This is a genomic window from Streptomyces sp. NPDC002276, from assembly GCF_053891435.1.
In genome coordinates, this window is record NZ_JBSFCQ010000035.1 from 1 (window position 1) to 15136 (window position 15136).

Annotated in this window: 14 protein-coding genes; 8 read left to right on the forward strand and 6 right to left on the reverse strand. The window is 69.8% G+C overall.

Annotated features, from left to right (window positions below):
* Positions 1 to 864: 864 nt before the first annotated feature.
* Positions 865 to 2361: an oligopeptide:H+ symporter gene (locus tag ACWIHT_RS45205; protein ID WP_456174503.1), complete on the reverse strand. Its 1497-nt coding sequence runs from the start codon at positions 2359 to 2361 to the stop codon at positions 865 to 867.
* 332 nt (positions 2362 to 2693) lie between these two features.
* Between ACWIHT_RS45205 and ACWIHT_RS45210 the strand changes: the two genes are divergently transcribed.
* Complete coding sequence (locus ACWIHT_RS45210) at positions 2694 to 3371, forward strand: response regulator transcription factor (RefSeq protein WP_174447603.1); 678 nt, start codon at positions 2694 to 2696, stop codon at positions 3369 to 3371.
* Between the two features lie 6 nt (positions 3372 to 3377).
* Positions 3378 to 4655 carry an ATP-binding protein gene (locus ACWIHT_RS45215; protein WP_456174504.1) on the forward strand — a complete coding sequence of 426 codons (1278 nt, stop codon included), beginning with the start codon at positions 3378 to 3380 and terminating at the stop codon, positions 4653 to 4655.
* A 25-nt stretch (positions 4656 to 4680) separates the two neighbouring features.
* Here the strand turns inward: ACWIHT_RS45215 and ACWIHT_RS45220 are convergent, their stop codons facing one another.
* Positions 4681 to 5187 (reverse strand): GtrA family protein, encoded by a 507-nt coding sequence (locus tag ACWIHT_RS45220; protein WP_456174505.1) that lies wholly within the window; start codon positions 5185 to 5187, stop codon positions 4681 to 4683.
* 187 nt (positions 5188 to 5374) lie between these two features.
* On the opposite strand from ACWIHT_RS45220, the gene ACWIHT_RS45225 reads away from it, so the two are divergent.
* From ACWIHT_RS45225 to ACWIHT_RS45240, 4 genes are all read left to right on the forward strand, one after another.
* Positions 5375 to 6514: a 5-(carboxyamino)imidazole ribonucleotide synthase gene (locus ACWIHT_RS45225; RefSeq protein WP_456174506.1), complete on the forward strand. Its 1140-nt coding sequence runs from the start codon at positions 5375 to 5377 to the stop codon at positions 6512 to 6514.
* Complete coding sequence (gene purE / locus ACWIHT_RS45230; protein WP_456174507.1) at positions 6511 to 7053, forward strand: 5-(carboxyamino)imidazole ribonucleotide mutase; 543 nt, start codon at positions 6511 to 6513, stop codon at positions 7051 to 7053. Before ACWIHT_RS45225 ends, purE begins: the two co-directional genes overlap by 4 nt.
* 32 nt (positions 7054 to 7085) lie before the next feature.
* Positions 7086 to 8273: a dipeptidase gene (locus ACWIHT_RS45235; RefSeq protein WP_456174508.1), complete on the forward strand. Its 1188-nt coding sequence runs from the start codon at positions 7086 to 7088 to the stop codon at positions 8271 to 8273.
* Between the two features lie 130 nt (positions 8274 to 8403).
* Positions 8404 to 9546, forward strand: a complete 1143-nt coding sequence (locus ACWIHT_RS45240; protein WP_456174509.1) for a dipeptidase — start codon at positions 8404 to 8406, stop codon at positions 9544 to 9546.
* Positions 9547 to 9554: 8 nt separating this feature from the next.
* On the opposite strand, the gene ACWIHT_RS45245 is transcribed toward ACWIHT_RS45240, so the two are convergent.
* Positions 9555 to 9932: a VOC family protein gene (locus tag ACWIHT_RS45245; RefSeq protein ID WP_456174510.1), complete on the reverse strand. Its 378-nt coding sequence runs from the start codon at positions 9930 to 9932 to the stop codon at positions 9555 to 9557.
* A 14-nt stretch (positions 9933 to 9946) separates the two neighbouring features.
* Positions 9947 to 10312: a VOC family protein gene (locus tag ACWIHT_RS45250; protein WP_456174511.1), complete on the reverse strand. Its 366-nt coding sequence runs from the start codon at positions 10310 to 10312 to the stop codon at positions 9947 to 9949.
* 83 nt (positions 10313 to 10395) lie between these two features.
* On the opposite strand from ACWIHT_RS45250, the gene ACWIHT_RS45255 reads away from it, so the two are divergent.
* The gene (locus tag ACWIHT_RS45255) at positions 10396 to 10896 is read left to right on the forward strand and encodes a CGNR zinc finger domain-containing protein (protein ID WP_456174512.1); all 501 of its coding nucleotides are present in this window, start codon (positions 10396 to 10398) and stop codon (positions 10894 to 10896) included.
* 125 nt (positions 10897 to 11021) lie between these two features.
* Here ACWIHT_RS45255 and ACWIHT_RS45260 read toward each other — a convergent pair whose 3' ends face one another.
* Positions 11022 to 12365, reverse strand: coding sequence for a UDP-glucose dehydrogenase family protein (locus tag ACWIHT_RS45260; protein WP_456174513.1), 1344 nt, complete (start codon positions 12363 to 12365; stop codon positions 11022 to 11024).
* A gap of 178 nt (positions 12366 to 12543) precedes the next feature.
* On the opposite strand from ACWIHT_RS45260, the gene ACWIHT_RS45265 reads away from it, so the two are divergent.
* Positions 12544 to 13701 (forward strand): acyl-CoA dehydrogenase, encoded by a 1158-nt coding sequence (locus ACWIHT_RS45265; protein WP_399118920.1) that lies wholly within the window; start codon positions 12544 to 12546, stop codon positions 13699 to 13701.
* Between the two features lie 55 nt (positions 13702 to 13756).
* Here ACWIHT_RS45265 and ACWIHT_RS45270 read toward each other — a convergent pair whose 3' ends face one another.
* Complete coding sequence (locus ACWIHT_RS45270; protein ID WP_456174514.1) at positions 13757 to 15052, reverse strand: LCP family protein; 1296 nt, start codon at positions 15050 to 15052, stop codon at positions 13757 to 13759.
* Between the last annotated feature and the right edge of the window lie 84 nt (positions 15053 to 15136).

The following is a 15136-nucleotide window of genomic DNA, read 5'->3' on the forward strand; positions in this document are numbered from 1 at the left end:
CCGATCTGTCTGAAAAAGTGTGTCACTTCGGACGGAAACTGACACACTTTTCAGACCCACCCCCACCCCCCCCAGGCCGGGAGGCTTCTCTGGTTTCGGAACCGGCTCCCGGCTCCCGACCCCACCAGCCCACCAGCCCATCGGCCTCACCGGGCGGCCTACCTACGTACGAGTGCTAGGGGTCGTGTCCGCAAAGTCCCTCCCCCAGAGGGGGTGCCCCCCCCCAACTCCGCGATGCCCGGCACGCACTCGCCCAGCCTTCGGCCGGGGGGGGGGATCCCCAGAGCACGTACCGGAGGCCGTGGAGCCCGCTCTCCGGGCGGACGACGGGACTTTGCGGACACGACCTAGCCCCATCACCGTTCATGGGGTTGATCCCAGCGAGTCCTGGCGCCACCCACCCACCCACCGACCAAGCCAGCCTCTTCCGGGGCGGGGCCAATGCCCACTCCCGATCGGCCCCGTCCGGGCCGTCAGACGGGGTCAGAACTCGTGCGAAAGCCGAGCCAGTTCTCGTAGGTGAAATCAGCCCCCCGCGACCTTGTTCCTCGGGTCTGTCCAACTCAGGGTTGGCCGCTAAGCCGACGCGGCGTGCTGGCGAGGCGCGGACGCGCATCCTCTCCGCCGGGTACGTACGCAGCCCACGTGAAGGGCTGACATACCCGGGCCCCCCATTCCTCCGGGCCGCTCGCTCGCTTCTAAGACGGGCTGGAGCGGACCTAGTCAAGGGTGGAGCGCAGCGGAATCGGCGAAGCCGACGCGACCGTAGGGAGCGCCCTTTACTTGGTCCGTTCCGGCCCGACACTGACAAGAAGCGAGTGGCCAACCAGCACCATCAAAACTCCGCCGGCACGAACTCCGGTGTCAGTGCACATCCCCCATAAGCTCCCGCACCTTCTTCCGGTACATCCACACCGCCGCACCCGCGAGCACCGCGAGAACAGCCTGCAACGCGACAATGCCCGTCTTGTTCAGGTCCACTCCGGCGATCGACAGCAGACCCGTCGTCGCGTCGCCCGCCGTGACCGCGAGGAACCAGACGCCCATCATCTGGGAGGCGTACTTGGCCGGAGCCATCTTCGTGGTGACCGACAGGCCGACGGGGGAGAGGGTCAACTCGCCGACGGTCTGGACGAAGTAGATCGCGACGAGCCACATCGCCGCCGCCTTGTGACCGCCGTCGGCGATCGCGAGCGGGGCCAGGAAGAGGAAGAAGGACGCGCCGATCAGGATCAGGCCCATCGCGAACTTCGTCGCCGTGCTCGGCTCCTTGCCGCGGCGGGCCAGGGCCAGCCAGGCCCAGGCGAAGACGGGGGCGAGGGCCATGATGAGGACGGGGTTGACCGACTGGTACCAGGAGACCGGGAAGTCCCAGCCGAAGACGGTGTTCTTCGCGGAGGAGTCGGCGAACAGGGACACCGTCGAGCCGCCCTGGTCGTAGATCATCCAGAACACGGCCGCGGCGACGAAGAACCAGATGTACGCGGACATCTTCGACTGGTCGGCGCGGTCGAGGGTCTTGTCGCGCTTGATGCGGGCGATGACGAGCACCGGGATGACCAGGCCGGCGACGGTGATCGGGACCAGCAGCCAGTTCAGCGTGTAGTGGCCGGAGATGCCGACGACCGCGTAGAAGACGATCGCTACGGCGGCCCAGAGGCCCGACTTGCGGAGCGTGGCCGCCTTCTCCTCGGCGGACAGCGGCGTGGGGACGACGTCCGAGCGGGAGCTGAGGTGGCGGGTGCCGAGCAGGTACTGGGCGAGGCCCAGCGCCATGCCGACCGCGGCGAGCGCGAAGCCGAGGTGCCAGTTGACGTTCTCGCCGACGGTGCCGATGACCAGTGGTGCGGCGAACGCGCCGACGTTGATGCCGATGTAGAAGAGGGTGAAACCGCCGTCGCGGCGCGGGTCGTCGGGGCCCTCGTAGAGGTGGCCGACCATCGTGGAGATGTTGGCCTTGAGGAGACCCGAGCCGATCGCGACCAGGCCGAGGCCCGCGAAGAACGTGCCCGAGGAGGGGAGCGCGAGCGTGAGGTGGCCGAGCATGATGATCACGCCGGCGACCGCGACGGTCCTGCGGGGGCCGAGGACGCGGTCCGCGAACCAGCCGCCGGGCAGGGCGAGCAGGTACACGAGGGACAGGTACACCGAGTAGATCGCGGTAGCGGTGGCCGCACTCAGGTGGAGGCCGCCGGGGGCGACCAGGTACAGGGGGAGCAGGGCCCTCATGCCGTAGTAGGAGAAGCGTTCCCACATCTCGGTCATGAAGAGCGTGGCCAGTCCGCGGGGGTGGCCGAAGAAGGTCTTCTCGGAACCGGGGGTGCCCGGAGTCACCGAGTCCTTCGTCAGGCTGGACGCCATGGTCGATCCTTGCTGGTCGGGCCTTGTCGGCCGGGGGCCGCACACAAAAAAGACCTTCAGCAGTAAATGCTCGCCAAAGGTCCCCAGTGTCACTACGGGCGGTCAGGTCACCATACGGCAGGACACTGCCGGATATGGAAGGACTTGAGACGCGGATCACAGGGAGAAGTGGAACCGCGGGCGCCGATTCGAAGGCGGATATCAGGATGGCACCCCACAGGCACAGGTTCCGACCACATTCTTCACCGGAGCGCACCCGTCTTGCCCCAAGGTAAGAATCACTCGTGGCGATCACACCCCGACCGCTGTCCGAGGCGGACTACCATCACCTCATGACCCGTGTACTGCTCGCCGAGGACGACGCGTCCATCTCGGAGCCGCTGGCCCGCGCTTTGCGACGGGAAGGTTACGAGGTCGAGGTGCGCGAGGACGGACCTACAGCCCTCGATGCCGGCATCCAGGGCGGCATCGACCTGTGTGTCCTGGACCTGGGCCTGCCCGGCATGGACGGCCTGGAAGTGGCCCGCCGACTGCGCGCCGAGGGCCACACCGTCCCCATCCTCATCCTGACCGCGCGCGCCGACGAGGTGGACACCGTCGTAGGCCTCGACGCGGGCGCCGACGACTACGTGACCAAACCCTTCCGGCTCGCCGAACTGCTCGCCCGTGTCCGGGCCCTGCTGCGGCGCGGTGCCGCCGAGCCCGCGCAGCCGCCCGCCACGCACGGCGTCCGGATCGACGTCGAGTCGCACCGCGCGTGGATGGGCGACGAGGAACTCCAGCTCACCGCCAAGGAGTTCGACCTGCTGCGCGTTCTTGTGCGGGACGCCGGGCGGGTGGTGACCCGGGACCAGTTGATGCGCGAGGTCTGGGACACGACCTGGTGGTCGTCCACCAAGACCCTCGACATGCACATCTCCTGGCTGCGCAAGAAGCTCGGCGACGACGCGGCCAACCCCCGGTACATCGCCACGGTGCGGGGTGTCGGGTTCCGGTTCGAGAAGAGCTAGCACCCCGTGCGTCGTCGGCTCATCCAGTCCACGCTCGCCGTGGTGCTCGTGGTCATCGCCGTGTTCGGTGTGTCCCTTGTCATCGTCGAGACGCGCACGATCAGCAACAGCGCCCAGGAACGGGTGGATTCCGAGGCGCTGAGGCTCGCGAGCATCGTGGACAGCCGGATCCTCGGCGCGGAGATCGTCGACTCGGAGGTGCTGCGCACCCAGGTCACGGAGGATCGCTACGCCGTGATCCGCATCCCGGGCGACCCGGTGATCGAGGTCGGCACCAAGCCGACCGGCGACGTCATCCGCTCCACCGCCAAGGGCGAGGAGGGCGAGACGGTCACCGTGATGGAGCCGCGCTCGACCGTGACCCGCGAGGTCGGGCGGACATTGCTCATCATCGGTGCCGTGGCGCTGCTCGCCGTGGTGGCCGCCGTACTGCTCGCGGTACGGCAGGCCAACCGGCTCGCCTCGCCGCTCACCGACCTCGCGGAGACCGCCGAGCGGCTGGGATCAGGTGACCCGCGGCCTCGGCACAAGCGCTACAGCGTTCCCGAACTGGACCGGGTCGCCGATGTCCTGGACTCCTCCGCCGAGCGCATCGCCCGCATGCTCACCGCCGAGCGCAGGCTCGCCGCCGACGCCTCGCACCAGCTGCGTACGCCGTTGACCGCGCTGTCCATGCGGCTGGAGGAGATCACCCTCACGGACGACCCGGACACGGTGAAGGAGGAGGCGACGATCGCGCTCACGCAGGTCGAGCGGCTCACCGACGTCGTGGAGCGGCTGCTGACCAACGCGCGCGACCCCCGTACCGGCTCCGCCGTCTCCTTCGACCTCGACGAGGTCATCCAGCAGCAGCTCGCCGAGTGGCGGCCCGCCTACCGCAGCTCCGGCCGCGCGATCGTCAGCTCCGGCAAGCGGCATTTGCAGGCCGTCGGCACTCCGGGGGCCGTAGCCCAGGTGCTGGCCGCGTTGATCGAGAACTCGCTCATGCATGGTGGGGGCACGGTCGCCCTGCGCACCCGTGTCACCGGCAACCAGGCCGTCGTGGAGGTCACGGACGAGGGTCCGGGGGTTCCGACCGATCTCGGTGCGCGGATCTTCGAGCGGACGATCAGCGGCCGTAACTCCACGGGGATCGGTCTGGCCGTGGCCCGGGATCTCGCGGAGGCGGACGGCGGCCGGCTGGAGATGTTGCAGCTTCAGCCGCCGGTGTTCGGGCTGTTCCTCTCGCGTACGCCGCCGACGAAGCGGCTGCCCGTGGAGGACGAGGAGCCCACGGTCCGCTGAGAGCGGCGACGGGCGGGATGGTTGTTCAGCTCACGTGCTGCTTGGGGCGGGGCAGCGGCTGCGACGGCTTAGGGAAAGCGTCGGTCTCCACGACCGGTTCCTCGGCGGGCAGCGCCTTGAACACCCAGGTGCGGTACGACCAGAAGCGGAACAGCGTGGCGATGCCGATGCCGAGCACCTTGAAGACGTTGCGCTGTAGCGAGCTGTCCCAGCCGAAGCCGTAGATCGCCGCGAACAGGACGCCGTTCTCGATCACCAGGCCGACCAGGCTGAACGCCAGGAACAGGGTGAGTTCCTTGGTGCGGGCGCTCTTGTCGCGGTCACGGTAGGTGAAGTAGCGGAAGCCGATGTAGTTGCACCCGATGGCGACGACCGTCGCGATCACATTGGCGCGCACGGCCTGGAGGCTGGTCAGGTGCCACAGCAGGTTGGAGACCGCGAAGTTCACCACGGTGCCCACCACGCCCACCGCGCCGAACTTGGCGACCTCGCGCGCGAGCCGTTTGAAAGGCCCTTCGGAACCACGTTCCATGGGTGTGCAGGCCCCTGTCATCTCGGATGTCATCGCGGATTCGTCGACCCAGCCATGCTAACCATCGCATTCCTCCGCCGCCCGTGAAGCGGCTCACAGGTCGGGAAGAGACCCGGAAAAGAACGGTAAGAGGTACGGCAAGAGGTACGGAAATCGGGCGCCGCGGCGTGACCGATACCCTGGGGGAGTGACGTTCCCGGTAGTCGGCATGGTCGGCGGGGGGCAGCTCGCTCGTATGACACACGAGGCGGGCATCCCGCTCGGCATCAGATTCAAGCTCCTCAGTGACACCCCTCAGGATTCCGCGGCGCAGGTCGTCGGCGATGTCGTCATCGGCGACTACCGCGACCTCGACACGCTGCGTGACTTCGCGCGGGGCTGCGATGTGATCACCTTCGATCACGAACACGTACCCACCGAGCATCTGCGCGCCCTGGAGGCGGACGGCATCCCCGTGCGCCCGGGTCCGGACGCGCTCGTGCACGCCCAGGACAAGGGCGTGATGCGCGCGAAGCTCGTCGCGATCGGTGTGCCGTGCCCGCGGCACCGGATCGTCGCCGATCCGGCCGACGTGGTCGCCTTCGCGGCGGAGGGGGACGGTTTCCCGGTCGTCCTCAAGACCGTGCGCGGCGGCTACGACGGCAAGGGCGTGTGGGTCGTCGACGGCCCGGAGGAGGCCGCCGAGCCCTTCCGGGCCGGGGTCCCCGTGCTCGCGGAGGAGAAGGTCGACTTCGTGCGGGAGCTGGCGGCGAACGTCGTCCGCTCCCCGCACGGCCAGGCCGTCGCCTACCCGGTCGTGGAGTCCCAGCAGGTCAACGGCGTCTGCGACACCGTCATCGCACCCGCCCCCGACCTCGACGAGTCCCTCGCGCTGGAGGCCGAGGCGATGGCCCTGCGCATCGCCAAGGAACTCGGAGTCGTCGGCCACCTCGCCGTCGAGCTGTTCCAGACCGCCGACGGCCGCATCCTCGTCAACGAACTCGCCATGCGCCCGCACAACTCCGGTCACTGGACCCAGGACGGCGCGGTCACCAGCCAGTTCGCCAACCACGTCCGCGCGGTCCTCGACCTCCCGCTGGGCGATCCACGTGCCCGCGCCCCCTGGACCGTCATGTGCAACGTCCTGGGCGGCGACTACCCGGACATGTACTCCGCGTACCTGCACTGCATGGCCCGCGACCCCCAGCTGAAGATCCACATGTACGGCAAGGACGTGAAGCCCGGCCGCAAGGTGGGCCACGTCAACACCTACGGCACCGACCTGGCCGACGTCCTGGACCGCGCGCGCCACGCAGCCGGCTATCTGAGAGGCACGATCACCGAATGAGCTCCGTCACAGGACCCGTCGTAGGAATCGTCATGGGGTCGGACTCCGACTGGCCCGTCATGGAGGCCGCCGCGAAGGCCCTCGACGAGTTCGAGATCGGGTACGAGGTCGATGTCCTCTCCGCGCACCGCATGCCGCGCGAGATGATCACCTACGGCGAGCAGGCCGACGGCCGCGGGATCAAGGTGATCATCGCGGGCGCGGGCGGCGCCGCCCACCTCCCGGGCATGCTCGCCTCGGTGACCCCGCTGCCGGTGATCGGCGTCCCCGTGCCGCTGAAGTACCTGGACGGCATGGACTCGCTGCTGTCCATCGTGCAGATGCCGGCCGGTGTTCCCGTCGCCACCGTCTCGGTCGCCGGCGCGCGCAACGCGGGGCTGCTCGCGGCCCGCATCCTGGCCACCCACGACGAGGAACTCCTCGTCCGGATGCGGGAGTTCCAGCAGGACCTGAACGACCAGGCCACCGAGAAGGGCAAGCGGCTGCGCGCCAAGGTCGACAGCGGGAGCGGCGGCAGCGGCTTCGGCTTCGGGAAGTGACCGGGATGACGGGGACGACCGGGACGACCGGGATGACTGGGGCGACGTCACTGGACCAAGCCCGGGAGCTGCTGCGCGAGTTCCCTGTCGTCGACGGGCACAACGACCTGCCCTGGGCGCTGCGCAAGCAGGTCGGCTACGACCTCGACGCCCGCGACATCGCCGTACACCAGAACGCGCATCTGCACACCGACCTCCCGCGGCTGCGCGAGGGCGGGGTCGGGGCGCAGTACTGGTCGGTGTACGTGCAGTCGGATCTGCCCGATCCGGTGCCGATGACGCTGGAACAGATCGACTGCGTACGGCAGTTGCTGGCCCGGTATCCGCGGGACCTGGTGTCCGCGCTGACCGCCGCGGACATGGAAGCGGCACGCGCGGAGGGTCGTATCGCCTCGCTCATGGGCGCGGAGGGCGGGCACTCGATCGCCGACTCCCTCGGCACGCTGCGGGGGTTGTACGCCCTCGGGGTGCGCTACATGACGCTCACCCACAACGACAACGTGGCGTGGGCGGACTCGGCGACGGACGAGGTGGGGGTCGGCGGACTGTCGGCGTTCGGCCGGGAGGTCGTGCGGGAGATGAACCGCGAGGGGATGCTCGTCGACCTCTCGCACGTGGCCGCTACGACCATGCGCGACGCGCTGGACGCGACGAGCGCGCCGGTGATCTTCTCGCACTCGTCGGCGCGAGCCGTCTGTGATCATCCGCGCAACATCCCGGACGACGTGCTGGAGCGGCTGCCCGGCAACGGCGGTATGGCGATGGTGACGTTCGTGCCGAAGTTCGTGCTCCAGGCGGCTGTCGACTGGACGGCCGCCGCCGACGACAACATGCGGGCGCACGGGCTGCACCACCTGGAGACCACCGCCGAGGCGATGAAGGTGCACCGCGCGTTCGAGGAGCTCCACCCGCGTCCGGTCGCCACCGTCGCCACGGTCGCCGACCACCTCGACCACATGCGCGAGGTCGCGGGCGTCGACCACCTCGGCATCGGCGGCGACTACGACGGGACGGCCTTCACCCCCGACGGGCTGAACGACGTCTCCGGCTACCCGAACCTGATCGCCGAGCTGCTGGACCGCGGCTGGTCCAGGACCGACCTGGCCAAGCTGACCTGGCAGAACGCGGTACGGGTGCTGGGCGCGGCGGAGGACGTGGCGCGGGATCTTCAGGCGACGCGGGGGCCGTCGAACGCGACGATCGAGTCGCTGGACGGCTGAGGAACGGGCGGCCGGTACGGCGCGGGAGTGCCCACTTCCGCGCCGTACCCCGAACGCCCCGCCCACCAGGAAGCCCCCTCGTCGGCGTGCGACGGTGACCGTACTGCCGTAACGACGTACGGAGCCCGCCATGGCCGACCTCCAGGACCAACTGCACGCGACGACCGAGGTCGGCGAGTTCGACGACTTGGTCCACGAGCCCTTTCCCGCCGGGCCGTTCCCGCCGGACACCCCGGAGCCGTACGACCCCGTCTCCGACCCGGCCGCCGCCCCGCTGGAGCGCGCGCGGGCCATCCTCGCCGCGCACCCGGTCGCCGACGGCTACAGCGGGCTGCCGTGGGCGCTGCGGCATCTGCCGTGGTTCGACCTGGAGCTGGGGGAGAGTTCCGTGGACACCGATGTGCCGCGGCTGCGGGAGGGGCATGTCGGCGCGCTGTTCTGGTCGCTGCACCTGCCCGAGGGACTGGCCGGGGACCGGGCGGTCGGCGCGACCCTGGAGCAGCTCGATCTCGTGAACACCGTGGTCCGCGCCCACCCGGAGGGGCTCCGGCTGGCGTACACCGCGGGGCAGACCACCGACGTGCGCAACTGCGGCCGGGTCGCCGTGCTGCTGGGCCCCGCCGGAGCGCCCGCGCTCGGCGACTCGCTGGGCATCCTGCGGTCGCTGCACGCGCTGGGGCTGCGGGTGCTCACGCTGTCCGGGGTGTCCTGGGCGAGCGAGGCGGGGCTGACGCGGTTCGGCGAGGAGGTCGTCCGCGAGATGAACCGGCTCGGGGTGCTCGCCGACCTCTCCGGCGCCTCCGAGGAGACGATCCGGCGCGCGCTCGCGGCCTCGAAGGCGCCGGTGCTGTTCACCCGTTCCGCCGCCCGCACCCTGCGCCCCCACCCGGCCAACCTCCCCGACGAACTGCTCGCCGCGGTCGGCGCCGCCAAGGGGCTGTGCATGGTGCCGCTCACCGCCGAGCAGACCGGCCCGTCCGTCCGGGACGTCGCCGACCACCTCGACCACGTCCGCCGGGTCGCGGGCCCGGAGTCCGTCGCCCTGTCCGGCACCTACGACGCCGGCACCGCCCACCCGCAGGACCTCGCCGACGCCTCCTGCTACCCGCACCTCTTCGCCGAACTCCTGCACCGCGGCTGGTCCGAGCCCGACCTCGCGCTGCTCAGCTGGGGCAACGTCCAACGCGCCCTGCGCAGCGCCGACTTCACGGCCCGCGCCGCCCAGCAGCGCCGCGAGCCGTCGACGGCGAAGATCGCCGAGCTGGACGGGTAGCCCTACGGTCAGTGGTCGATCCGGCAGAGGCAGAAGGGGTGCCCCGCCGGATCGGCGTAGACCCGGAAGTCCTCCTCGTCCACCTTCCGCAACAGCCGCGCCCCGAGCGTCAGTACGGCGGTCTCCGCCGCGTCGACCGACTCCCACGTCGACCCGGCGTCGAAGTCGAGGTGGAACTGCTGCGGCCGGTCCGCGCGCGGCCACTCGGGTGCGACGTACTCCGTCACCCGCTGGAAGGCGATCCGCGGGCCGTCCGGGATGTCGAGGACGACCCACTCGTCGTCGGTGGCGCGGGGCGTGCCGCCGAGGACGCCGGCGTAGAAGCCCGCGAGCGCGAGCGGGTCCGGGCAGTCGATCACGGTGGAACGGAAACATACGGCAGTCACGATGACCTCCTGGGTCAGCAGGCGCAGAGGCAGAACGGGTGCCCCGCCGGGTCGGCGTACACCCGCCAGGCGCGCGAGCGGTCGTCGGTGTCCAGCGGTGTCGCGCCCAGTGCCAGGACGTCCTTCTCGGCCGCGTCCAGGTCCTCCACGGTCAGGTCCAGGTGGAACTGCTGGGAGTCGCCGGGCGCGGGCCACTTCGGCGGTACGTGGCCCGGTGCCTCCTGGAACGCCAGTGTCTGGCCGCCGGGCACGTTCAGGTCGACCCAGTCGCCGCCGTCCTCCGCTTCGACGGTGCCGCCCAGGACGTCGGCGTAGAACGTGGCGAGTGCGTGCGGGTCGGGACAGTCCAGGACGACGGTACCCAGCTTGGCGATGGCCATGACGGACTCCTTCGGTTACCTGTATGGGGCGTCAGCCAGTAACGGTTACCTCATGCTCCCGTATTGGAGGTAACGTCGCAAGCATGAGTGAGAGAGTTCCCGCGCCCGGCGACCTGGCCCTGATCGAGGCGCTGGTGAACACGCTGGACATCGAGGCGGGCACCGACGCACTCGACACGGAGGACGGCCGGGCCCCCTTCGGACTCACCGCGCGTGACACGGAGACGGCACGTGAACTCCGCGAGTCCCTGCGCGCCGCCCTGCTCGCCCACGCGGGCCACCCCGCGCACCAGGACGTGACCCCGCTCGGCGAACTCCTCGCGCGCGCACCGCTGTTGATCGCGCTCGACGACCGTGACGGCTCCGCCCGGCTCGCCCCCGCCGACCCGGAACCCCTGCTCTCGCGCGTCGCGGCGGCGATCGCCCGGTCCCTCGTCGCGGGCACCTGGTCCCGCCTCAAGGCCTGCGAGGCACCGACCTGCCACTGGGCGTACTACGACCGCAGCCCGGCGGGCCGGGGCCGCTGGTGTTCGATGGCGGTGTGCGGGGCGCGCGCGAAGATGCGGCGTTACCGGGCCAAGTAGCCCTCGCCGGGGGTGACTTGAGCGGTCCGGGCGCCGAGTACAGCCCAGTGGTGCAGAATGCAGCCAGACACCGGTCCGGCCGACTGAGCCTCGGCCGGACCGGTGTCGCCCGCGCTCTCGCCGTCCTACGCGGTGGGACGGCCCATCGCGCGGAACGTCCAGCCGGCCTTCCGCCACAGCTGCGGGTCGAGCGCGTTGCGCCCGTCCAGGACCACCCGGGCGCGTACGGCCTCGCCGAGCGCCGCCGGGTCCAGCTCCCGGAACTCCCGCCACTCCGTCAGGTGCAGGACGACATCGGCGCCCCGTACGGCCTCCACGGCGGTGTCGGCGTAGCCGAGCGTCGGGAACAGCCGTAGCGCGTTGTCCATGCCCTTGGGGTCGTAGACCGTGACCTGGCCGCCCTGGAGGTGGATCTGGCCGGCGACGTTCAGTGCGGGGGAGTCGCGGACGTCGTCCGAGTCGGGCTTGAAGGTCGCGCCGAGCACGGCGACCCGCTTGCCCAGGAAGGACCCGCCGCCGAGCGCCTCGCGGGTCATCTCCACCATCTGGCCGCGCCGCCGCATGTTGATGGAGTCGATCTCGCGCAGGAAGGTCAGGGCCTGGTCGGCCCCCAGTTCACCGGCGCGCGCCATGAACGCCCGGATGTCCTTGGGCAGACAGCCGCCGCCGAAGCCGATCCCGGCCCGCAGGAACTTCTTCCCGATCCGCTCGTCGTGCCCGATCGCCTCGGCCAGCTTCACGACATCGCCGTCGGCGGCCTCGCAGACCTCGGCCATCGCGTTGATGAAGGAGATCTTGGTGGCGAGGAAGGAGTTCGCGGCCGTCTTCACCAGCTCGGCGGTCGGGAAGTCGGTCACCACGAACGGCGCCCCGGCCCCGACGGGCACCGCGTACACCTCGCGCAGCAGCTTCTCGGCCCGTTCGCCGCGCACGCCGACCACGATCCGGTCCGGGCGCAGGGTGTCCTCGACGGCGAAGCCCTCCCGCAGGAACTCCGGGTTCCAGGCCAGCTCGGCGTCCGTGCCGGCGGGCGCGTGCTCGGCGAGGTAGGCGGCCAGCCGGTCCGCCGAGCCGACCGGCACGGTGGACTTGCCGACGACGAGCGCGGGGCCGGTGAGATGCGGCGCGAGCGAGGCGACGGCGGCATCGACGTAACTCATGTCGCAGGCGTACTCGCCGTGCTTCTGCGGGGTGTTCACACACACGAAGTGGACATCGCCGAACGCGGCGACCTCCGCCCAGTCCATGGTGAAACGCAGCCGCCCGCTCGATCCCTCGATCCCGGCGACGTGCTTGCGCAGCAGCTCCTCAAGCCCCGGTTCGTACATCGGGACCTCACCCCGCTGGAGCATCGCGATCTTCTCGGGCACGACGTCCAGACCCAGCACCTCGAAGCCCAGCTCGGCCATGGCCGCGGCGTGCGTGGCGCCGAGATAGCCGGTGCCGATCACGGTGATCTTGAGGGCCATGAATGCTCCAGAAGGTGTACGCGGGCGATGCGCGCCCGAGCATAGTCGGCGGTCCTGACGGGCAACTTTCCCCCTGTCGCCAAGCTCACGTATCCCTCCCGTGGGCGGGCCCCTAAAATTTGGGTTACTTAACGGTAATTAGCACTGTGATCACAGCGTCCTTGGAGCGTGAGAGACCTTGGCCGGATCGGCTGACTTCGACCTGTACCGCCCGTCAGAGGAGCACGACATGCTCCGCGACGCGATCCGCTCACTGGCCGAGGCGAAGATCGCGCCGTACGCCGCAGCGGTGGACGAGGAGTCCCGCTTCCCGCAGGAGGCGCTCGACGCCCTCGTCGCGAACGACCTGCACGCCGTCCACGTGCCCGAGGAGTACGGCGGCACCGGCGCGGACGCCCTGGCCACGGTCATCGTGATCGAGGAGGTGGCCCGCGTGTGCGCGTCCTCCTCCCTCATCCCGGCGGTGAACAAGCTGGGCTCGCTCCCGGTGATCCTCTCCGGCTCCGAGGACCTGAAGAAGCGGTACATGACCCCGCTCGCCAAGGGCGACGCGATGTTCTCGTACGCCCTCTCCGAGCCGGACGCGGGCTCGGACGCGGCCGGCATGAAGACGAAGGCGGTCCGCGACGGCGACCACTACATCCTGAACGGCGTGAAGCGCTGGATCACCAACGCGGGCGTCTCCGAGTACTACACGGTGATGGCGGTGACGGACCCCGAGAAGCGCTCCAAGGGCATCAGCGCGTTCGTGGTCGAGAAGTCCGACGAGGGCGTCTCCTTCGGCGCCCCGGAGAAGAAGCTCGGCATCAAGGGCTCCCCGACCCGCGAGGTCTACCTCGACAACGTCCGCATCCCCGCCGACCGCATGATCGGCCCCGAGGGCACCGGCTTCGCCACCGCGATGAAGACCCTGGACCACACCCGCATCACCATCGCGGCCCAGGCCCTCGGCATCGCCCAGGGCGCCCTCGACTACGCCAAGGGCTACGTCAAGGAGCGCAAGCAGTTCGGCAAGCCGATCGCCGACTTCCAGGGCATCCAGTTCATGCTCGCCGACATGGCCATGAAGATCGAGGCGGCCCGCGCCCTGACCTACCAGGCGGCTGCCGCCTCGGAGCGCGGCGACAAGAACCTCACGTTCCAGGGCGCGGCGGCCAAGTGCTTCGCCTCGGACGTGGCGATGGAGGTCACCGTCGACGCGGTCCAGCTCCTCGGCGGCTACGGCTACACCCGTGACTACCCGGTCGAGCGCATGATGCGTGACGCGAAGATCACGCAGATTTATGAAGGTACGAATCAGGTCCAGCGGATCGTGATGGCGCGCAACCTGCCGTAGCGGCGCATGAGAAAGGGGGCCCTTGTCCGATGTCCGGCAAGGGCCCCCTTCTTCGTCAGTTGCCGGAGACCGTGACCTTCTGGTCGTTGTTCAGCTCGTTCACCAGGGTCTTGACCTTCGCCTTGTCCCAGAGGAGGTTGCCGCCCGTCGAGCCGGAGATCGGCATGTTCATCGAGGTGCCGTCGCCGCCGCTGACGCCCTTCATCGCCCAGAACATGGACGCCAGGTCCCAGAGCGACATGTCCTTGTCGACGGAGAGGGAGTCGAGGCCTGCGCCGAGCGTCGGGTAGAGCTTGAAGGGGTTCAGGAGGGTGCCCGGGGTCGCCACCTGGTGGGCCAGGGCCGACAGGAACTTCTGCTGGTTCTTCGTGCGCTGGAGGTCGGAGGCGGCGAACGCGTGCCGGGTCCGGACGAAGGCCAGCGCCTCCTCGCCGTTCAGGGTCTGCTTGCCCGCCTTGAAGTCGGCGCCCGAGTACGAGTCCTTGAAGCCCTTGTCGATGTCGATGGTGACCCCGCCGACCGCGTCCACGATGTCCGCGAAGCCGTTGAAGCCGATCTCGACGTAGTGGTCGATGTGCAGGCCCATGTTGTACTCGATCGTGCGGACCAGCAGCGTCGGGCCGTCCTCCGCGTAGGCGGCGTTGAGCTTCTCCTGCCGTCCCGTGTTCTTGTACGTCTTGCCGGAAGAGGAGCCCACGTACGACGGGATCGTGACGTTCGAGTCGCGCGGCAGCGAGATCAGCGTGTCGCCGCTGTCGCCGACGTGCAGGATCATCATCGAGTCCGTGCGCTTGCCCGCGGCGGAGCCGGTGTGCAGCTTCTTCTTCTCGGCGGCGGTCAGGCCCTCGCGGCTGTCCGACCCGACGATCAGGTAGTTCGTGCCGTCGCCGCCCGCCGGCCGGTCGATCACCTTCGACAGGTCGACATCGCGGTTCAGCTTGGAGTCGGCCCAGAAGTAGGTGCCGACGGTGGTCGCGACCAGCACGGTGACCACGGTGATCGCGGTCCACTTGATACGGCGGCGCCAGTTCGGCGCCCGTCGCGGACCGCGCCCGTCGTCGGGGCCCTCGGGTCCGCCGGGGCCACCGCCGCCGTAGACCTGGCCGGTGTTGTAGCCGCTGTCGTACCCGTTGTCGTAGCCGCCCTGGCCGTAGCCCTGCTGGCCCTCGTCATAGCCCTGACCGCCCGTGTACGACGGCTGCGGCGGGACTCCGGCGCCGTACGGCGGGGCCTGCGGGCCGCGTCGTACCTGGCGCATCACGCGTGCGCTCTCCGGCTGTGCGTTCGCGCCACCGCGTCCGTACTCGTCGCCGCGGTTGCCGCCGGACCATCCCTCGGGCCAATCGTTCATGGGGCCCAGTGTGCAGGTAGCGACCATGCCCGATACAAGGGTCGTAGGAAAATCAGGGCACTGCTGTTGCGAAGCCAACACAAA